Origin of the sequence: Actinomadura xylanilytica, assembly GCF_030283145.1 — a bacterium.
Lineage (GTDB): Bacteria > Actinomycetota > Actinomycetes > Streptosporangiales > Streptosporangiaceae > Spirillospora > Spirillospora xylanilytica.
Window position 1 is genome coordinate 148,965 of sequence record NZ_JASNWE010000002.1, and the last position, 19,607, is coordinate 168,571.

General features: G+C 71.9%; 20 protein-coding genes. 7 read left to right on the top strand and 13 right to left on the bottom strand.

Annotated features, from left to right (window positions below):
* Window positions 1-86: 86 nt before the first annotated feature.
* Together QP090_RS11755 and QP090_RS11760 are read right to left on the bottom strand one after the other, a co-directional pair.
* Window positions 87-1,079, bottom strand: coding sequence for a glycosyltransferase (locus tag QP090_RS11755; protein WP_285938783.1), 993 nt, complete (start codon window positions 1,077-1,079; stop codon window positions 87-89).
* Between the two features lie 286 nt (window positions 1,080-1,365).
* Window positions 1,366-2,817 (bottom strand): LCP family protein, encoded by a 1,452-nt coding sequence (locus tag QP090_RS11760; RefSeq protein ID WP_285938784.1) that lies wholly within the window; start codon window positions 2,815-2,817, stop codon window positions 1,366-1,368.
* A gap of 110 nt (window positions 2,818-2,927) precedes the next feature.
* Between QP090_RS11760 and QP090_RS11765 the strand changes: the two genes are divergently transcribed.
* The 5 genes from QP090_RS11765 to QP090_RS11785 all read left to right on the top strand — a co-directional run bounded on the left by QP090_RS11765 (window position 2,928) and on the right by QP090_RS11785 (window position 7,269).
* Window positions 2,928-3,878, top strand: a complete 951-nt coding sequence (locus QP090_RS11765; protein ID WP_285938785.1) for a DUF6177 family protein — start codon at window positions 2,928-2,930, stop codon at window positions 3,876-3,878.
* 46 nt (window positions 3,879-3,924) lie between these two features.
* Window positions 3,925-5,337 carry a DUF1266 domain-containing protein gene (locus tag QP090_RS11770; protein WP_285938786.1) on the top strand — a complete coding sequence of 471 codons (1,413 nt, stop codon included), beginning with the start codon at window positions 3,925-3,927 and terminating at the stop codon, window positions 5,335-5,337.
* Window positions 5,338-5,511: 174 nt separating this feature from the next.
* Window positions 5,512-5,889 carry a hypothetical protein gene (locus QP090_RS11775; RefSeq protein WP_285938787.1) on the top strand — a complete coding sequence of 126 codons (378 nt, stop codon included), beginning with the start codon at window positions 5,512-5,514 and terminating at the stop codon, window positions 5,887-5,889.
* Window positions 5,889-6,812, top strand: a complete 924-nt coding sequence (locus tag QP090_RS11780) for a hypothetical protein (protein ID WP_285938788.1) — start codon at window positions 5,889-5,891, stop codon at window positions 6,810-6,812. Before QP090_RS11775 ends, QP090_RS11780 begins: the two co-directional genes overlap by 1 nt.
* A gap of 19 nt (window positions 6,813-6,831) precedes the next feature.
* Window positions 6,832-7,269: a YbaB/EbfC family nucleoid-associated protein gene (locus QP090_RS11785; RefSeq protein WP_285938789.1), complete on the top strand. Its 438-nt coding sequence runs from the start codon at window positions 6,832-6,834 to the stop codon at window positions 7,267-7,269.
* Window positions 7,270-7,281: 12 nt separating this feature from the next.
* On the opposite strand, the gene QP090_RS11790 is transcribed toward QP090_RS11785, so the two are convergent.
* Both QP090_RS11790 and QP090_RS11795 read right to left on the bottom strand, forming a co-directional pair.
* Window positions 7,282-7,788, bottom strand: a complete 507-nt coding sequence (locus QP090_RS11790; protein ID WP_285938790.1) for a hypothetical protein — start codon at window positions 7,786-7,788, stop codon at window positions 7,282-7,284.
* A complete protein-coding gene (locus tag QP090_RS11795) occupies window positions 7,785-9,386 on the bottom strand; it encodes a MinD/ParA family ATP-binding protein (RefSeq protein WP_285938791.1) in 1,602 nt (533 codons plus the stop codon). The genes QP090_RS11790 and QP090_RS11795 overlap by 4 nt, the downstream gene beginning before the upstream one ends.
* 491 nt (window positions 9,387-9,877) lie before the next feature.
* Here QP090_RS11795 and QP090_RS11800 point away from each other — a divergent pair, with 491 nt between their 5' ends.
* Window positions 9,878-10,546: a hypothetical protein gene (locus QP090_RS11800; RefSeq protein ID WP_285938792.1), complete on the top strand. Its 669-nt coding sequence runs from the start codon at window positions 9,878-9,880 to the stop codon at window positions 10,544-10,546.
* A gap of 136 nt (window positions 10,547-10,682) precedes the next feature.
* The gene (locus QP090_RS11805; RefSeq protein ID WP_349666486.1) at window positions 10,683-11,168 is read left to right on the top strand and encodes a WXG100-like domain-containing protein; all 486 of its coding nucleotides are present in this window, start codon (window positions 10,683-10,685) and stop codon (window positions 11,166-11,168) included.
* A gap of 45 nt (window positions 11,169-11,213) precedes the next feature.
* Here QP090_RS11805 and QP090_RS11810 read toward each other — a convergent pair whose 3' ends face one another.
* From QP090_RS11810 to eccD, 9 genes are all read right to left on the bottom strand, one after another.
* On the bottom strand, window positions 11,214-11,609 hold the full coding sequence (locus QP090_RS11810) for a hypothetical protein (RefSeq protein ID WP_285938794.1): 396 nt from the start codon (window positions 11,607-11,609) through the stop codon (window positions 11,214-11,216).
* Between the two features lie 170 nt (window positions 11,610-11,779).
* Window positions 11,780-13,087, bottom strand: a complete 1,308-nt coding sequence (locus QP090_RS11815) for a S8 family serine peptidase (RefSeq protein ID WP_285938795.1) — start codon at window positions 13,085-13,087, stop codon at window positions 11,780-11,782.
* A gap of 97 nt (window positions 13,088-13,184) precedes the next feature.
* A complete protein-coding gene (locus QP090_RS11820; protein ID WP_285938796.1) occupies window positions 13,185-14,447 on the bottom strand; it encodes a WXG100 family type VII secretion target in 1,263 nt (420 codons plus the stop codon).
* A 259-nt stretch (window positions 14,448-14,706) separates the two neighbouring features.
* Window positions 14,707-15,150 carry a DUF2563 family protein gene (locus QP090_RS11825; protein ID WP_285938797.1) on the bottom strand — a complete coding sequence of 148 codons (444 nt, stop codon included), beginning with the start codon at window positions 15,148-15,150 and terminating at the stop codon, window positions 14,707-14,709.
* 135 nt (window positions 15,151-15,285) lie between these two features.
* A complete protein-coding gene (locus QP090_RS11830; RefSeq protein WP_285938798.1) occupies window positions 15,286-15,573 on the bottom strand; it encodes a WXG100 family type VII secretion target in 288 nt (95 codons plus the stop codon).
* A gap of 40 nt (window positions 15,574-15,613) precedes the next feature.
* Window positions 15,614-15,889, bottom strand: a complete 276-nt coding sequence (locus tag QP090_RS11835; RefSeq protein ID WP_285938799.1) for a WXG100 family type VII secretion target — start codon at window positions 15,887-15,889, stop codon at window positions 15,614-15,616.
* Between the two features lie 318 nt (window positions 15,890-16,207).
* A complete protein-coding gene (locus QP090_RS11840; RefSeq protein WP_285938800.1) occupies window positions 16,208-16,498 on the bottom strand; it encodes a WXG100 family type VII secretion target in 291 nt (96 codons plus the stop codon).
* A 78-nt stretch (window positions 16,499-16,576) separates the two neighbouring features.
* Window positions 16,577-18,019, bottom strand: a complete 1,443-nt coding sequence (gene eccB / locus QP090_RS11845; RefSeq protein ID WP_285938801.1) for a type VII secretion protein EccB — start codon at window positions 18,017-18,019, stop codon at window positions 16,577-16,579.
* 33 nt (window positions 18,020-18,052) lie between these two features.
* Window positions 18,053-19,450, bottom strand: coding sequence for a type VII secretion integral membrane protein EccD (gene eccD / locus QP090_RS11850; RefSeq protein ID WP_285938802.1), 1,398 nt, complete (start codon window positions 19,448-19,450; stop codon window positions 18,053-18,055).
* Between the last annotated feature and the right edge of the window lie 157 nt (window positions 19,451-19,607).

Sequence of the window (19,607 nt, forward strand, 5' to 3'; positions counted from 1 at the left end):
GCCCCGATGGACGCCGCGTCCGGCCCCGGACGCGGCGTCCGCCCGTTCGGCCGCTGTTCGCGCCCGCCCGCGCGGCGCCCGGGGCGTCAGCGTTCGCTGTGGGGCGGCGTCGGCTCGGGCGGCCCGAATCCGCTCGCGGGGCCCTGAGGGGTGCGCGGGGCGGTGGGACGGGCATGGCGCGGCACGTACGCGGTGGACTCGGCGATCTGCGCGTCCGGGATCTCCAGCCGTCCGCGCGACCGGTTGCGGCGCGCCCCGTACGGGGCCACCAGCCACCGGTAGAACGGCCGGCGGATCGGCGTCGGGACCAGCCGGTAGCCGCCGCGCACCAGCACGTTGCGCCAGTACTGCGAGCGCGAGATGAACCCCTCGCGGCGCATCTCGCGCTGGAGGCGCAGCTCGGAGCGGAGCAGCTCGCGCCCGCCGCGCCGCTCGTAGGCGCCGTCGCCGACCCGGTAGTAGACCAGCGGCTCGGCGACGTTGACCACCCGCGCACCGTTGGCGATCATCCGCACGAACAGCCAGTAGTCCTCCATCAGCGGCAGGTCGCCGTACCCGCCCGCCGCGATCACGGCGCTGCGCCGGTAGACCACGGTCGGATGGTTGAAGGGGTCGTGCAGCCGGGAGTAGCGGGCGATGTCGAGCGGGTCGCTCGGCGGGATGCGGCGGCCCACGATGTCGTCGGTGTCGGCGCCGAACTCCAGCAGCCCGGCCCCGACCAGGTCCGCGCCCGACTGCACCAGCGGCACCTGGAGCCGGAAGCGGTGCGGCATCGCCACGTCGTCGGCGTCCATCCGGGCCACGATGTCGCAGCGGCTGGCGTGCAGTCCCGCGTCCAGGGCCGGGCCGAGACCGCGGTTGTGCTCCAGCGGCAGGAAGGTGACCTCGACCGGGCTGGTGGCGACCAGCTCCTTCAGGCAGACCGCGAGCTCGGCCGGCACCGGGCCGTCCTGGACGAGCACCACCTGGCTCGGCCGGAGGATCTGGTCGACGACCGCGCTCCGGAACGCCGCCCGGACATACTCCTCCCGGTCACCGCCGTAGACGGTCATCAACAGGGTGAAGGGTTCGGGCAGCATGCGGTCCATTTCGGAAGTGGGCCGTAGTCGCCCACCGGAGCCCGGGGCGGGGGGTGGCTCCTCAGGGCTGAGGGGGTTGGGGGAGTTCAGGGGGTCGAGGGGGCGGGGCGGGGAGGCGGGGCGGGGAGCAGACTTTACCGACGTCCTAGTTGTGACGCTTTATTGCCATTGATGGTTTGCGCGCCGCCAAGATACCGGTGCGCCCGGACGGACGCCGCCCGAACACCGCGATGCCGGGCGCCTTCTCGCGGCCGTCACCAGCCGGACGCCCCCGGATCACCTAGGTCTACTTACAAATGTCCTGATCTGCACGAATCTCACCGGCGACCTTGGGCAGCCGCTGGTTCAGCCCCGGCAGATTCGCCCCGTCCGTGCCGATGATCAGGTAGACGATCCCGGGCCGCCCCCCGGCCCACGCGCGCGGCGGATGGCCGGGCAGTGCGTTGGCCAGCGTCACCGCCTGCCGCTCGGCGCCCGCCCCGTAGAGGATCTGCGTGCGCCCCGCGGCGGACGCCTTGCGGGTGCCCACCTTGACGACCTTGAAGTTCTCCTCCTGGAGCTGGTCGGCCGTGCGCTGCCCCAGGTTCTGGATCTTGGTCCCGTTGTAGACGGCGACCCGCACCAGCACGTGCCTGACGGGCTGCACCTTGGGGCCGTCCGGCTGCGCGGGCACCGGCGGCGGGGGCGGCTCGGGCGGCGCGTTGTCGCCGCGGACCGACTGGAAGAGCGGTCCCGCCAGCGCCATGTTGAACTGCACGCGGTTCTTGTCCGCCGGGTACGCCTGCACCGGGACGGTCACAAAGCGGATCTTGCCGGCGCTGATCCCGCGCAGGCTCCCGGCCAGCTTCTGCATGACCGACAGCGACAGCCGGTCGTCGGCCTTGAGCGACTTGGTCGTGGCCGACAGGAAGTTGTAGGTGCGGCCCGGGTCGGTGAGCATGCCCTTGTCGGTGGCCTTCTTGACGACCGAGGCCATGAACGCCTGCTGCCGGGTGATCCGCGACAGGTCCGAGCCGTCGCCCAGCCCGCCGGTGCGGGTGCGCACGTAGCCGAGGGCCTGGTCGCCGCGGACGGTCTGCCGGCCGCGCTTGAGATGCAGTTCGGCCTTGGGGTCGTCGACGGCCTTCGGCACGCAGATCTCGACCCCGTCGAGCGCGTTCACCACCCGCTTGAAGCCGGAGAAGTCCACCTCGACGTAGTGGTCGATCCGGATGTTGGTGACGGCCTCGATGGTCTTCCAGGTGCAGGCGGGACCGCCGTAGGCGTACGCCGAGTTGATCATGTCGAGGTGGACCGGCGAGGTGCCCTTCCCCTTCCGCTTCCTGCACGAGGGGATGTTGACCATCGAGTCGCGCGGGAAGCTGATCCCGATGGCCTGCTCGCCGCCGGGAGAGATGTGCAGCAGGATCGTGGTGTCGGACCGCTGCCCCTCCTCGGTGCCGTACCGGGCGTTCTCCCCCTCGCGGGTGTCGGAGCCCATCAGCAGGATGTTCATCGCGTTGTTCAGCTTGGCCGGGCGGTTGTCGCCCAGCTTGTCGTCCACGTGCTCGCGGTCGATCTGCCCGTCGAGCCGCCGCCAGAAGCCGTACGCGGTGATGCTGCCCACCACCAGCAGGGCCGACATCGCGATCGACACCCAGCCGAGCACGCGCCAGCGCCGCCCCCGCTCCGGCGGTCCCGGAGGCGGTGGGGCGGTGTCGGCGTAGTAGACGCGCTGCGGCGGGGCTGTTCGCTGCATCCGTAACATTTCAGCACAGATTGGACACAGGCCACCCGCGTCGCGGGAAAGTCGTCCCGTTCGCGCACCGGGGTTCCGGAGCCCCGGTGCGCGACTAGACTCCGGTCAGGATGAGCACCGTAGACGCACTGACCGATCAGGCCATGGTCGTGTTACAGGACCGGCCCGTGGTCCCGCTCAGCCCGTGGCTGAGCCAGGCCATGGACGACTGCGGCGGCACCGGCCGCACCTTGCAGCTCGTCACCCCCCTCGACTCGCGGCTCTCCCTCCCCCTCCGCACCGCCGCCACCGGCGAGGACGTGCACTGGGTCGTCCGGCACGGCGACGGCTACTACGAGGGCCTCACCGGACGCCCGCTGCGCTGGAGCGGCAGCACGTTCGCGCCGATCCCCGAGGCCCGCGACTACGCGCCCGGCTTCACCACCCGGCCCACCGCCCCGATCGGCGCCCAGCTCACCCTCGTCTACCGCACCAAGCACGGCCCCGCGGGCGGCATCGGCGGCCCGGTCGAACGGCTGCTCCAGCTCCTCACCGGCAAACCGCCGGCCGGCCTCGGCGCCGCCGAGCCGCTCGAACACGTCTGGCGCGGCGACACGCTCACCGAGTACGCGCGCGGACGGTCGGTCTCGCGGCTCCTGGTTGTCGGCGACGGCCCGCGCCCGGCCCAGGCGATCTGCGAGTTCAGCGCCACCGACGGCGGCGGCGTCGCCGAGGTCAGCACCATCACCGTCGGCTACGCGCAGGACGACCCGCCGCCGCTCCAGCACCTGCCCTCGCTGGTCGGCGCGCTCGCCGCCGACCAGCCGGTCGCGTCCCTGTTCGTGCAGCTCACGCCGGGCCGCGCCGACCTCACCACCGAACCGCGCTGGACCGGCGCCGCCGCCCCCGTCGGGCTCGCGGTCAGCGGCCACCTCACCGGCCCCGCCGGCATCCCCGGCCAGCACATCGGCCCCGCGCACTCGCCGCTGACGCTCTTCCCGCTCGGCGACGGCCGCTCCCCCGACGGCTGGCAGCGGCACAGCCTGCTGATGCAGCACCTCCAGTCGATCCCGCAAAGCTGATCTCCCCCCGGGTGGGCGAAAGCCGCATCCGGTACGGTCTGTACACATGGGGGAGGCAGGTCGGTTCGACGCGCTCGAGCGAGCCGTCGAAGGCAGCCTGGCCGAGGGGTCTCTCGGCTTCGACGGCGACGCGGGCGTGCTGTCGGCAGGCGGTGTCCCCCTCGCCGCCACCGGCGCGCTGATCGCCGCCGGCGCCGGCGGCGTCGGCCTGCTGGTCAGCGGGGCACTGCTGTCCCTCACCGGGCTGGACGGCCCGGCCGGCCTCGCGCTCGCGCCCGGTGTCTCCCTGCTCCTGCTCTCCCTCGCCTTCGTCCTCCTGCTGCGCTTCACGCCGCTGCCGCGGCTGTGGCCCCGCCTGGAGCTGCGGTTCACCGAACGGGTCATCGCCCGCCGCGGCGTGCGGGTCCCGTTCGGCGAGCTGCGTCCCGAGCACCTGGTCTGGCGCGACGGACGGTTCTTCCGGCGCCTCTACGTCCGGCATCCGCGGATCCGCGGGCCGCTCGCCGAGTTCTTCGAGAACGAGGGTCGGCAGGCGGACGAGTTCCACCGCAGGCTGTGGGAGCTGATCGGCACGGCCGGGCCGTCCGGCTCGCTCACCCCGGTGCAGCGCTGGATCCTCGGCGCCGCCGCCCAGTACGGCGCGTTCAACGGTTTCCGGCTCGACCGGCTCGGCACCGCGCCCGGCACCGAGGCCGCCGCCGCCGACCGGCGGGCCGCGCACGAGCTGCTCCGCGACCCCTGGGGCGCCTACGACCTGGAGCAGCTACTCGGCGCGGCGAACTGGCTCGTCCAGGACGGGCACCGCGCGGGCTTCGCCCACGACGCCGAGCTGGCCGCCCGGCCCCCGGCCGAGCGGGAGGAGTACGCGAGCCTGCTCCGCGAGATCGACACCCAGATCGCCGGCGACCAGCTCGAACCGCCGTTCATCGAACGGCTCATCGAGCTCGTCCGGATCCGCTACGGCGCCGAGGGCCCCGAGTACGCGCGGCTCGTCCCCTCGCTGCTGCGCGACGAGCCGGGCGCCGACGTCGGCGAGGAGGGCTCGGAGCTGTCGCGGTTCCTGAACGCGCTCTTCAACGACCGCGACCACGCCGCCGAGGAGCTGCACCGGCTGGAGGCCCTCACCGACCCGGAGCTGCGCGCCAACGCCGAGCGCTTCCTGGTCTGGGACTACGGGCGGGCCCTGATGCTCTACCGCTGGGGCCGGATGGTGGGCTGGCTCACCGAGGAGTACTGCTGGGACCGGATGCTCCCGCTCGCCATCGACGTCCAGCGCCGCTACACGTCCTGGCACGACATGGCCACCTGCTACCTCCAGGGCCGGCTGCTGTGGTCGGGCGGCACGGGCGACGGCGACCGGTCCGGGCACGAGGCGCTCGTGGACGAGCTGGCCGCCGACCCGCACAGCCCGTGGAACCTGACCGCCTGGAACCTCGACCTCCGCCGCGACTGGACCTGACGCCCGCCGCCGCGGCCTTCGAGGTCCGACCGGCGGCCCGCCCGCCGCCGAAACCGACGCGCTAAGAAGCCGTCAAACGCGCTAGGAGCGCGTAAAGCCGTCTTGCCGCCCGGCTCCCGATGATCTCCAATTGCTGATCACGCATGCCCGTCCCGCAGCAGTGGAGAAACCATCGTGAACGACATATCGAGACTCCTGAACGGCCCTGCCGCCGCAGAGGGCACCGACCGGCCGCCCTGGGCGCCTCCGGCCGGCCCGCAGCAGGTCCAGGTGGAGATCGACCGCCTGCGCGAGATCCAGGCCGGGCTGCCGAAGGCCGCCGAGCCGCTGGAGCGGGCGGTCAGGGAGCTGGTCGGCCTCGGCGTCTCCGAGGCGTCCTTCACCTCGTTCACCTACTCCCTCGCGATCGCCTACAACGAGGTCGAGGCGTACACGCTCCAGGAGCTGAAGCACCGGGCCGAGGACGCCGTCCGCTACCACGAGATGGTGAAGGCGTCGGCCGACGCCTGGGAGGCCGCCGAGCAGTCGAGCACGGTCGGGCCGGGCGCCTGATGGGCGCCTGGGAGGCGGGCCCGCGGCTCTGCGACCTCACCCTGGAGACCGGCTCCGGCGCGGCGCTCACCCTGTCCGCGATGGGCGTGCCCGGCGGCTGGCCGTTCGTGTCCAAGTTCTACTGCCACCAGTACGACCCGAAGGTGTTCTGGGACGGCGCCACCGCCTGGTGGGAGGTCGCGAAGCACGCCCGCGAGGCGCGGGAGCAGGTGCACCACCTCGTCGACGGCGTCGCCGAGGATGCGTGGCGGAGCGAGGACGGCCGCGCCTTCGCGCAGCGGATGGACCGGTTCCTGGACGATCTGCACGGCATCGAGATCCGGGCCTGCGCCGTCGCCGGGATCCTGATGGCCGCCGCCGGCGTGCTGATCGCGACCATCCTGTTCATGGCGCTACTGGCCGCGGTCCTCGCGGCGCTGGCCGCGTGGGTCGTCATCGCCACCATCACGCCGGTCAGCGCGGCGATGGCACGCGCCACCGCGATCATGACGCTGGCGAACATGTTCGCGAGCGCGAGCGCGGTGGAGACGAATCTGACCGTGTTCGTGCACGCCTGCGCGGGGGCGCTCGGGCTGCTCGTCGCCGGCGACGTGTTCGTCGCGGCCACCAAGGGCGACTTCAGCGGCGTGACCGACTTCGCCAAGGCGACCGTGTCGCGCGGTCCCCTGCTGATCTGGGGAACCGCCAACCGGGTGGAACGCGACGCGACGTCCTACGGGCTCCAGGGCCACTATCCCGCCGAGGGCCTCTACGGCCGTATCGCCGGCGGACGGGCCGGGCAGCCGCTCCCCGCCGGGTTCACCCACGCGGCGGGCGCCAAGACGTTCAACGAGACGCAGTACGGCAACGACAACCAGACCATCACGGGGAACTTCACGCCGAGCCAGAACGAGGACGGCTCGTACCCCTACCCGTGGGACTAGGAAAGGGCGCGAGGACCTCATGGACGATTTCAAGAAACTGCTCGGCTTCGACCCCGAGAAGCTCTCCGCCGACGCCGGCGACTTCTTCGCCAGGATGCGGGACATGCAGGAGGGCGCCGCCAGCCTCACCGCGCGCGCAGAATCCGTCGACCACCGGATCGCGGTCGAGTACTCCAGCGACACCGGCGTCCGCGCCGTCCACATCGACCCGCGCGCCATGCGGATGGGCGCCGCCGAGCTGGGCGAGACCATCCTCGCCCTCATCCAGCAGGCGCAGCGCGACGTCGAAACGCAGGGCCGCGCCTGGCTGACCGAGATGGTGGACGCCGACAACGCGCTGCTCACCGACCGTTCGGCGCTCGGCAAGGAGATGCAGGCCGCCGCCGGGGCCATCGCCGAGAACCTGCGCGGCGCGACCGCGATGGTGAACCGGCTCCAGGCCGACCTGCGCCGCTGACCGACCGCCGCGTCAGCCGCTGTAGCCGGGCCCCGGAACGCCGCCCTGCGCACCGCCGTGCGCACCGCCCGGGACGCCCGGCCCCGCGGCGGACGCGGCGGCGGGTCCCGCCGCGGCGTCGTCGCCCTTGCTCCGGCCGTCCACCACGCGGGCGATCGCGTCGGGGCCGGGCTTCGGCCAGATGTCGCCGCCCTGCCAGTGGACGAGCGCGTCGGCGAACCTGCGCGCGACCCGCACCCCGTCGGGGACGTCGGCGACGGCCCGCACGTCGACCCACCACACCGGCGGGGTCACCCGCGCAGCGTGGTCGGCGCCGAGGAGCCGGCCGACCTCACCTGGCACCGAGACCAGCACCGGCGCCTCGATCGAGGCCAGCAGCCGCCCCTCCGGGTCGTACAGCAGTGTCGGGTCGGGGTCGCCGCCGCGCACCTCCAGGGACTCGCCGAGCGCGACGAGGCCGTCGACGACGGCGTGCACGTCCGGCCGCCGCCGCACCAGGGCGACCAGGTCGCTGCTCACCGCGCCACCCCCGCCGGTCCGAACGAGCGCGCGAACACCTCGGCCACGACCCGGGTCACCGCCGTATGGGTCGCCTCGGAGACCTTGGTGAGATCGAGCGCGCCGCCGACCGCGAGATGCCGGTCGTAGGGGACGTACACCACGGGCAGCCCGCCCGAGCTCAGCATCTGCCCGGCCCGGTCGAGGTCGGCGCCGCCGTGCGGGGCGTGCGTGACCATCGCGATGACCGTGCGGGACAGCAGCGCGGACTGGCCGTTGTTGGAGAACCACTCCAGCGCGCCGCGCGCGCTGAGCGCGCCGTCGACCGTGCCCGGGGTCACCAGTACCTGCGCGTGCGTGGTGGCGAGGATGCCGCGGTGCAGCTCGGTCAGGATGCCCGCGCCGCAGTCGACGACCGCCGCCGAGACGTACCGGCTGAGCGCGCCGACCGCGGCCTGGAAGGTGTCGATCGTGAACTCCCCGGCGATCCGCCCGCCCCGGCTGGACGACAGCACCCACAGGCCCGCGGCGTTGCGGGTCAGGAACTGCGCGGCCTCCTCGAACGAGCGCGGCTGCTGACCGGCCAGGTCGAACAGCGACCGCTCGGCCCGGACGCCGAGCCGCAGCGGCAGCGAGCCGAGCTCGGCGTCGGCGTCGATGGCGATGACCCGGTCGGTGCGGTGCCGGGCGAGCTCGGAGGCCACCAGCGCGGAGATGGTGGTCTTGCCCGCGCCGCCGCGCACGCTCACCACGGCGAGCTGCCGGTAGCTCGGCACCGGGCGGCGCAGCAGCTCGACGATCTCGGCCTGGTCCTTGAACCCCGCGCCGCCCGATCCGCCGACGGCCCGGCGCAGGCCGAGACCCACCCGGCGCATCAGCGGATCGCCGTGCTGGTTCTTCAGCAGGAACTCGTCGGCCGACGGGACGACGGAACCGGGCGGCTGCGGCGGCGCCGGAGCGGGCGGGACCTCGTGCCGGCTCGTGGTGGCGTCGGCGCCGGGCTCCTCCCCGGAACCGCCGCCGAGGTCGGGGGGCGCGCCACCGAGCTCGGGCGGCGCACCGCCGACGATCGGGGCCATCGCCATCTCGGGGCTGAACCCCTCGCGCATGATCGGCTCATTGCCGGTCAGCGCCTGCGGTTGCTGCTGGACGGGCTCCGGCGCGGCCGGCGCGGGCGGCTCGTCACGGACGGGCGGCGGCCCGAACGGATCGGGTCCGGGAGACTCGTCACGCACAGGCGGCGGACCGAACGGGTCAGGCCCGGGAGACTCATCGCGCACAGGCGGCGGCCCGAACGGATCGGGCGGCCCGGACTTCACCGGCTCAGGCGCGGCCGGCTCCGGCGCGGCGGCCTCGTCCTGCCGGACCGGGGGCGGGCCGAACGGATCGGGCCCCGGCGGGACGGGCTGTTCCTGGGCGGGGGGCTGGAGCACCGGCACCGCGGGATGCGGTTCGGCCGGCACCTCGATCGGCTTCGGCTCGGCGACCGGCTGCGGGGCCGCGTCGGCTCCCCACGTCCCGTGCGCCGGGGCGGGCGAGGCGGGTTCGAGCGAGGCGAGCCCCCGTCCGGACGCGCCCAGGTCACGCAGGACGACCTGCTGCCAGCTCGAGTCGGACACCTGCCTCCCTCTCCTCTTCGCAAAGCCTACGAGACTCCGGGTCGTTCGCACAGCGGGTCCCACCCGCAACGCCCGCCTCCGGATACCCGCGCACGGTCGTCCGGAATGCCCCACTGGGCCTGTCACCAAACGATTCGGCGCCGAATATACGGACGATCCTGGCTGACCGGTCGCTACCGACACAGGTACGCTTACCCGACCTTGATGTGAAAACGATATCTTCCCCCGCCTACCAGCATGGAGCCATGATGAACCCCCCTGAATGGCCTGGTCAGGTACCGCCCGGCCAGCCGGGATTCCCGCCACCGGCCCCGTCCGGCCCGCCGTACGGCCAGCCCGCCTACGGACCGGGCGGCCCCGTCGGACCAGGTGGACCGGGCGGCCCCATCGGACCGGGCGGGCCGATGGGCCCCGGCGGACCGATGGGGCCGGGCGGGCCCGGCTTTCCCCCGGGACCGCCCCCGCCTCCCCGCGGCGGCGGCAACGGAGCGGTGATCGGCGTCCTCATCGGCGGGGGGCTGCTGGTCCTGGTCGTGATCGCGGTGGCCGCGTTCGTGATCCTCGGTGACGACGACGGCGACGGCAAGCGGCGCCGCACCATCGCCGTGCCGACCTACTCGGCGGCCCCGAGCGAGCCCGGGTCGCCCTCCGCCGCGCCGGGCGACTCCGGTACCGGCACCGGGATCGGCGGGGTGCTCACCTCGACGATCACGACCGCGGCCGGCAAGACCTTCACCCGCGTCGGCACCCGCACCGCCTCCTGCACCTCCCGCGCCGACGCCGACCTGGCCAAGGCCCTGAGCGGGCGGTCCTGCGTGGAGGACATGCAGTCGGCCGTCTACGCCACCTCCGACCGGACCATCATCACGGTCATCTCCATCCTGAAGTTCTCCGACGCCTCCACCGCCAGCGAGGTCAGCGACGCCACCAGCGAGGGCGCCAACCCCGAGCTGCTCACCCCGTCGACCAACAGCGGCATCCCGCACCTGGACCGCAAGCCGACGTCCTGGGTCCGCAGCTGGACGCAGGGGCAGCACGTCGTCTACGCGCAGTCGTACTACGCCAGGGGCACCGAGCCCGGCAGCCGCACCGGCGTCGTCTACACCACCGCGGGCGAGCTCGGCCTCAAGGTCACCAGCTCGCTGATGAGCGTCAACTGAGCCCGCGCCGCGCCGTGACCGAGCGTCTGATTCGCCACGGATCGAGTGGTAATGCTTCCGACGCTGACGAGAACGGGACGGGGCGCGCGCCGGCGGCGTGGCTCCTCGGCTGAACGGCAGGTGACGAGCGTTGGGGATGCAGCTTCCAGGTGAACTGATCGGCCTTCTGGGGATGCTGGGCTACACCTGGCCCGAGGCCGACGAGACCAAGCTCTTCGAGATCGGCTCGACGTGGCTGGAGTTCGCCGGGACGGTCCAGGGCGTGGCGTCCGAGGCGGGCTCGGCCGCGCAGCAGGTGTGGTCGGGCAACCAGGGCCAGGACATCGACGCCTTCCAGAAGGCGTGGGGCGAAGACGACGCCCCCGCCGGCATCCTCCAGGACGCTGGCACCGGCGCGATGGCGGTCGGGGCGTGCTTCTTCGTGTGCGCCGCGATCGTGCTGGCGCTGAAGATCCAGGTGATCGTCCAGCTGGTGATGCTGGCGATCGAGATCGCCCAGGCCGTCGCCACCGCCGTGGTCACCTTCGGCGCCTCGCTCGCCGAGATCCCGATCTTCAAGGAGATCACCGGGATGATCATCGACCTGCTGATCGACCAGGCCATCGGCGCCCTGCTGGGCTGACCCGCGCCGAACGGCGACGGGATCCGGGCACCCGCACAGGGGGGACTAGCCGCCGCCGTTGGCCTGCTTGGCGCACGCCATCGAGTCCTGGTTGGCCTTGTCGGGGTTGGTCACGTTCTTGGGCGCGACACCGAAGTCGCCGGGCTTCGGGTCGTCGACGGTGTGCCCTTTCTTGCGCATGCACGCCGCCACCTTGACGAGCTTCTGATACGACTTCTTCTGCGCCGGGGTGAGCGATCCCGTTCCCTTGGCGCCGCCCGCGGCGCCATTCCCGCCCGCATTTCCCGGGTTGAGCTGGCTCGGCTGAATGGTCTTCGGAGCAGCAGCGGCGCCGCCACCCGCCGGCTTGGCGGCACCCTTCTTGTCATCCGATCCGCCGCACGCGGTCACGCTGAGCGTGAGCGCGAGAACGGCCGCGGCCAACACCGGGAGCTTCTTCACAGCACTACCTCTCTGGGGGGAAGGTATTACTTCGCGTAGAGCATGGTACTGCGCCACTCTTGTCCATGCTTGCACTCTCGACACACGATCCCACCCGAAGTGATGATCTTTATGACGAAGAAACCCCGCCGTTCTTGTGAAGAACGGCGGGGCACTCACGTCAATTCAACTCAGCGATAGCCGGGCGGCGGACCCTGCCGACCGGGAGGCCCTCCCCATCCCGGCGGCGGCCCGCCCGGCGCCTGCCCGCCCGGATACATCCCCGGCGCCGGTGCGCCCGGTCCCTGGGGCGGCCCGCCCCTGCCCTTCCCCTTCCGGGCGAAGAGCACGACGATGAGGACGATCACGACGAGCAGCGCGGCACCGGCCACCCCGATGATCAGCAGGGTGCCGGAACCGCCCTCCTCCTCCTGCGGGGACGAGGACGCCGCTCCCCCCGGCTTCCGCGCCGTGCCCTGCGCCCCCTTCGGCTGCGTCTTGGCCCACCGGTCGTAGGCGGCGAAGACCGGGTTGGGCGCGCTCGGCGGAACGTTCGCGCTCATCGCGTCGCCCGGGATGACGACGCCGGCGCCCGTCTGGTCGTCCTTCCCGGGCGGCCCCGCGTCCTTGGCCGTCGCGATGAGCCGCTGCGCGACCTCGCGGTTGGACAGCCGCGGGTTCTTCGACCAGACCAGCGCCGCCGCGCCGGAGACCAGTGCCGCCGCCTGGCTCGTCCCCGAGAACCCGGCGTCGAAGGAGCCGTTGGGGCGGACGATGCCGACGTTGGCGCCGGGGCCGGCCACCGCCACGTAGGGCTTGCGCTGCGTCTTGGGCCAGGCCCGCTTCCGGTTGTCGATGGCGCCGACCGTGAGGACGCCCGCGCACATCCCCGGCGACAGGCTGCCGTTGGTCGAGCCGCCCTCGTTCCCGGAGGCGGCCACCACGAGCGAGTCGTGCTGGATCGCGTAGCCGATCGCCTGCTGCACATCGGCCGGGCACCTGTCGAACGGCGCCGGGTCGCCCTGCGAAACGTTGATCACCTTGGCACCGTGGTCCGCCGCGTAGCGGACCGCCTCGGCGGTGGACGGCCCGGACGCGACCACCGGCAGGACCTTCGCCTCCGGTGCGACGCCGACGTACCCCGAGCCGGCGCCCTGGCTGACGATCAGCGCGGCCATCGCCGTGCCGTGGCCCTCGGGGTCGGTGTCGGAGCGGCCGTCCCCGCTACCGCCGGACCAGTCGTCGGCGAGCCGGAAGTCCTTGCCCGGCACCACCGCCGGCCGAAGGTCGGGGAGCCTGGTGTTCACGCCCGAGTCGATGACCGCGACGGTGACGCCTGCTCCCTTGCCGGCCGGCCAGACCTTCTGCTGGATCTGCCAGGCCGCGAACCACCACTGCTCGTTCCGGGGTCCCGGGGTGGCCCCGGCGGGAGCGGCCACGCTCAACGCCAGGATCGAGCTCGCCCCGGTCACCGCCAGGATCCGCGTCAACCGTCGCACTGCAACACACCCTCACAAACGAAAGCGGCGCGAGTGGCCCGGACGGATCCGGGCCACTCGCGCCGACGCGAACATCGTCACGGCATCGACCTCAGGGTCAGCCGATCACAGGCGGGGAGGTGTCGCCGTCGCTTCCGCCCCAGACGTCGTCGTCCTCGTGAAGCCAGGTGCTGCGCTCGTTCTCGTCCTGGCTGCCGCCGCCGCCACCGCCGCCGCCACGGCCGCCGCCCATACCGCCGCCCATACCGCCGGCACCGGCTCGGCCCGCGCCCATGCCGCGGCCCGCGCCCATGCCGCGGCCCGCTCCCATCCCGGCACCGGGCATGCCGCCGGCGAGACCGCCGCCGGGCATGCCACCGCCGGGGCCGCCCCCGCTGGGGGGAGTGCCGCCCAGGCCGGAACGCCCGAAGGGATCGCCCGTGCTGGGCATGGAGGGACCGTCAGAGGGCGGCATGCCGGCCAAGTCGGTGCCGCTGCCGCTGCCGGGAATCCCGCCACCACCGGGGTAGCCGCCCGCGCCGCTGGGGACGCCGCCACCGGGGATACCGCCGCCGGGGATCCCATCGCCCGCGCCACCGGGAATGCCGCCACCGGCACCGCCGCCGGGAATCCCGCCACCGGGAATGCCGCCGCCCGCGCCGCCGCCGGGGATGCCGCCGCCGCCACCGCCACCGGGAATCCCGCCACCGGGTCCGCCGCCGGATCCGCCGCCGGGGTTCTGTTCGAACTTGCCGCCGCCGGGGTTCGGCATGTCGGTGGTGATCTCTTTGGGGATGTAGATGTCGTTGGTCTGGACCGTCCGCTCCTGGAGCCCCTTCATGTGCTCCTTGGCGAGCGTCTTCTCCTCGCTGTCCCACCAGCCGGTGAGGTCGCCGACGACGTCGGAGACCTTCTTGCCGGCGACCGCCATGACCCCGCCGGCAGGGCCGGCGATCGTGGCGCCCGCGGCGAAGACCGTCGCGTCGTTGTAGCTGAAGTTGGGGATGGCGCCGCCGCCGGGGGCGTTCTGCTGGTACCACTCCAGCTTCTCGGCGTGCTGCGTGAGCGCCGTGCCGGTCTCGCCGTAGCGGGCGTTCATCTCCTTGCCGGTGGCGTTCAGGCGCTGCATCTGCTTCTGCGTGGCGTCGGCGTCCGGGCCCTTCCAGGCGTTGGCCAGCCCGATCGCGTGGGTGCGCAGAAGCCCCGCCGTCGTGTCGAACTTCGCGGCGGCGTCGGTGTAGGCCTGGCCTCCCAGACGGACATCCTGGGGCTTGGCCGCCTGGAGGATCCGCTTCATCTCATCGAGGTCGCCGTCCCACTCCGCCGGCTGGCCGGCGGCGACCCGGATCGGTGTCGTCTGGGGCCTGCTGTCAGCAGTCATCGTCCCTATCCCGTTTCGTCATCGCGATTAGTCCGGACGGAGCTCTAGGGCCTGTCTCAAAGTGCCTCGGCCGTAGCGCGAGCGCGTTACCTGGCCGGTGGGGCGAAGCCGGAGGCGAGCCCCACCGGCCAGATCGCGAAGCGATGTCGCGCTCGCCCAAGCCAGGTCGGCGTCCGAGCCCTAGGCGAGGACGCCGGGCCGGGCGTTGGAAACACAGCCGCCAGGCGAGGACGCCGGGCCGGGCGTTTGTAAGCACAGCCTAGAACGCGGTCGTGTTGCCGTTGTTGGAGCTCGAGGTGCCGGAGGTGGAGACGCCGTTGGCGGTGGCGGTGTTGTTGGTCTCCATGTCCTCGTAGTTCTCGACGGCCTTCTCCAGGGCGTCGATGACGGACTTGTAGCTGGTCAGGAACGAGTTGTACTGGGTGTTGAGGTTGCTATAGGCGGCCGAGGTGCTCGCCTGGAGGCTCTGCGCGGCGGGGTAGTCGCCCAGCTGGGCCGTGGTGATGTTCCCGTTGGACTGGATGTCGTTCAGGGTGCCGCTGCCGTCGCTGTAGGCCTCGTAGTCGTCCCGGAGGATCTTGAGGATCTTCTTGACGTCGTCCTTGTCGATATCGAGCTCTTTGCCCGAGGCCAGTCCAGGCCAGGACGGGTCAAGGGAGAAGCCCCCGTATCCGCCGCCTCCACCGCCTTCGTACGCAACCATGTCAGCCTCCTGCGGGCCGAGCCGGCCCGCTGCCTGTTCCCTCTGTCGACAACAACCGGGGGGCCGGACTCCCGGCCCCCGTCGTCTCCCCCGTCCGGCCGTCCGGATCCGCCCGGACGGCCGGTCCCGGCCTCGTCAGCCGATCAGCTGCTGGTTCGTCCGAACCGTGCTCTGCCCGGTCTCGGACGAGGAGTTGATGACCACGCCGAGCTGGTTCATGACCTTGCCGATGTCGGCCGCGGCGTTGTCCCACTCGCGCTTGGCCTGCATGTAGCCGTCCTTGGCGCCGTCACTCCACTGCCCGAGCTTCTGCTCGATCGACTTCTCGAGGTCGTTGAGCTCCGACTCCATGGCGGCGTACTTCTGCTGGAACGCGGCGTATGCCTGCTGCATAGCGCCGAAGTTCATCGAGCTGTAGCTCATAATTCCTCCGTACCTGCGTGTCTGGGCATCGGGTCAGTGGTCAGAGGAGACCGGCGATCCGGTTGACTTCCTGCTCCTGCTGGTCCTCGCTGGCCTGGTAATTGATCTTTACCTGGACGAGCGTCTCGTGGAGGCGGTTCAGCGCCTGGAGGACCTTGTCGAGGTCACCGTCGAACTCGGTGTAGACCTTGGTGAAGGCGCTGGAGGCGGCGCCCTTCCACATGCCCTGGAGCTGCTGGTGCTCATTGCCCAGGTCGCTCTTGATCTTGTTGAGCGTCTGGCCGGCCTCTTCGACGCGCTGCGCCGCCTGAGCCATTTCATGTCTGTCTTGTGAAGACGTCTGACCCATCAGTCACCCTTTCCACATACGTCTGCGATGTTGTGAGATGCGGCGAACGCCACGAAGGTTCCCGGGCAGATGGATCTTTCTCAGGAGCCACATCACACCCGGCGGATGGTCCAGCCACGGCCCGACCACACTAGGCAAAAGCCACATCTATGGTCGATCTACCCAAGGGGTCCAGCCAATCCCGGTCACCGACCCGTGATCGATCCGTGACCGCGGCGTCCACCCGTCACACCGGCCGCCCATGACACTCCGACCCCGCGAGTCACCCCTGGGATACCGAGTGGGTCAGGCCCAGATCTTGGAGTTGGCCTGCTCCGCCTTCTTGTAGTTCTCGCTCGCCGTCCGGATCGCCTCGGAGAACTCCTTGACCGCCTTGGCCTGCTCCTTCGCCGCCGCGTCCCACTTCTTCTTGGAGTCGAAGTAGGCGTCGCGGGCGTCGTCCTCCCACTTGGCCAGGGTGGTCTGGAGATCGCCTTCGAGCTCGTCCAGCAGCTCGACCATCTCGCTGTTCTTGCTCTTGAACATCTCCTCGGCCTTCTGAAGCGCCGAGTAGGTCACGCCGAACGCCTCGCCCACGCTCTCCTCCTCCGTCTCCCCTGCACCAGCCAGGAGAATATCCAGCCGATCAGGACACACCATGATTTTTTTACGCGATTAGTGACGCACGTTCCCGGCCGTGTTGGCCTGAGGCGGGTTCTTCGGATCGAGCACTTCCAGGCCGGGGCCCTGGGGCAGCAGGCGCAGCAGGTCGGCCGGCACCGGTGTCGCGTCGCTGTCCTTGCCCGGCCCGATGGTGTAGCCGAGCGCCTTGGCCGCGTCCGCGTTCTTCAGCGGGTACTTGCGGCCGTCGTCGCCGATGAAGCTGAACGAGTTGGGCGCGCCGGCCTGGCCGTTGCTCGCCAGGGCGCTGGCCACCACCCCGCTGCCGGGCGGCAGGACGACGCTGTCGACACCGATGCCGGTGCCGGCCGCCTGCGTCGTCGGCATCGGCAGGTCGGTGCCGCCGCCGGTGGTCAGACGGGGCGTGACCTTGCCCCCGCCGCTCTCCTTGTAGACCACGCAGAGGGCCTCCTTCGGGTCGTACCGCACCACCGAGACCCTGGTCTCGGGCAGCCCGTTCGCCGGGATGCTCTGCCGCTGGCCACCACCGGTCACCATGCTCGGCTGGATCGCCGACGCCGGCGGCATCGTGGCGTACGCCCGGGTCGACTGGATCAACTGCGCCTGCGCCCAGGTGATGGACGCGAAACCGTTCTGCCGCAGCACGTACCAGTCGTCGTTCTCGCCCTTCTCGACGAAGTTGACCTGCCCGATCCGGCCCTTGACGCCGTTCGGCGTCTGGACCTGCCGGCCGAAGCCGGCGATCTGCGGCGCCGAGTAGTCGGGCCCCTGCGGCAGCGCGTTGACGAAGGTCGGCGAGACCGGGGCCGGGGTCGGGGAGCCCAGCACGGTCATGCCGCCGGGGCTCACCTTCATCCGCAGGTTGTTCCAGATGAGCCAGTTCTCGTTGGCAGCGGCGACCACCACCCCGGCATCGTCGGCCAGCACCCGGCCGCCCACCTCCTTGCCGCCGACCATCGACACGACCGGACGCGGCACCCCGGACGTGCCCGTCGCGGTGCGGACGCAGACCGACCAGGGGCCCTTCACCAGCCGCTTGGCCTCGGGGATGGAGTCGGGCGCCCCGGCGATCCCGATCATCGGACCGCGCGGGAACCTGGCGATCGACTTCGAGGACACCGACTTCTGCTTGCCGCCGCCGCCGACCGCCAGCTTCGCCGAGGCGTAGTTGGCCACCGGGCAGAGCACGTTGTCCTTCTGCCCCTGCGGGATGCACCAGACGAAGCGGGTCCCGGTCTGCTTGTCGATGAGCAGGGTCTGCGGGTCGTCCAGGCCCTTGCCGCCCCCGCCGACCAGGATGCCGGCGATGCCGAAGCCCGCTGCGACCAGGACGGCGACCATGATTCCCGAAAAGGTGCCGATGTTCAGCCGCTTCAGCGGCTGCTCGGGGAAGTCCGGCTCGCCGAGGATCAGGGCCTGCGAGGCGCGCTGGGTCATCAGCCGGTGCGCCTGGAGGAGATCTCGTTTGGTCTGCATCTACCCGTGCCTCTCCCTCACCCGTCCGCGTGGTCAGCCCGTGAGCCCGCGCGCCCACTCGAAGACCCCGGCGACCCCGAGCGCGAGCGGGATCAGCGCGACGACGAAGAGGATCTCGACGATGTCGCCGGCCCGGCCCCAGAACGGTGTCAGCCGGTTCTTCGGCAGCCATATGCCGACGCCGACCGCGATGCCGGAGACGACCAGGGTCGGCAGCAGGATCCCCCCGAGCAGGAAGACCTGCGAGTCGAGGCCGAACGCGGTGCCGACCGCCAGGACGGCCAGGCCGAAGACGCCGGGCACCAGCATCCAGAGCTTCTGCGCGCGCCCGCTGAACATCCGCGCGCGCAGCAGCAGCGCCAGCGCCAGCACCACGCACATGGCCGGGGCGACCCAGCCGCTGGCGAACGCCAGCGGGATCGAGGCGCCCATCGCGGTCAGGCCGAGCCCGGAGACGCCGCCGGTGACGAACCGGTCGGCGGCGGCGGTGCGGTCGAGGACCTGCTTGCCGTCCACCATCAGCGTGTCGCGGCGCAGGTCGTCGGCGCTGTTGGGGACCGGCGGGAGCTTGACCCTGGCCAGCTTGAACGCCACGCCCGGCAGCAGCGGGGTCAGCGCGAGCGCCACCGACACGGTGATCGCGGCGATGCCCGCCGAGTCGAAGTCCAGGACCAGCGACAGCCCGGTGGTGATCGCGCCGAGCAGCGCGGCGACGGACACGCCGTAGAAGACCGGCAGCCCGTCGGCGATGGCGACGCCGCAGATCGTCGCGGCCAGCACGACCGCGCCGAACCCGGCCAGCAGGTTGAGCGAGTCGAGGTCGGTCAGCGCCTTGTCCTGGGCCGGGCCGAGGAACCCGGCGAGGAAGGCGTACGGCAGCGCCGCGTAGCCGAGCGCCGCGCCCGCCCCCGCGTCGCCGGCCGCCCGCGACAGCGCGACGGCCGCGATGAGCAGCAGCACCGCCACACCGCCGGCGGCGATCGCGGGCACCAGCCAGGACGGACCGGTCAGCAGCAGGGTGATCGCGCCGACGACCAGGCCGGTGACGCCCCAGCCGAGCGCGAAGGTGCGGGCGGACTCGGGCCGCCAGCGTCCGGGGCGGTCCTTGACCCCGGTCGCGACGACGTCGGGGACGTCGTCGAAGGCGAGGTCGGGCAGCTGCGCCATCCGCGGGCGCAGGTAGATCAGGTCACCGTCGCGCAGCCCGACCTGGGCCGGTGTGGCCGCGGGCTGGAACGGCGCCTCGTCGATCTTCTGTAAGACCCAGCCGCCGTGCGCGAGGCCCGCGTCCGCGAGATCCTGCCCGGCGTAGTGCAGCATCGTGGGGTAGAGCTCGGCGAAGGTGGCGTCGGCGGGCAGCGCGATGTCGACCCTCCGCTGCGGTCCGACGACCGTGATCCGGCAGAGGTCAGCTCCGGGGGGCGCGCTCACGACTTCCTCGCAAGTAATCCGTTGTGGGGGTAATGAAGCCGCCATGCGCGGTTGCACGCGCGCTGCCTCGTTCACCCTTGTGCTGGTCAAGACCCTAGATAATGCAAATCCCATGAACCCTGGGCAACGTTCACGTGACGGATACGACCGGTTGGGC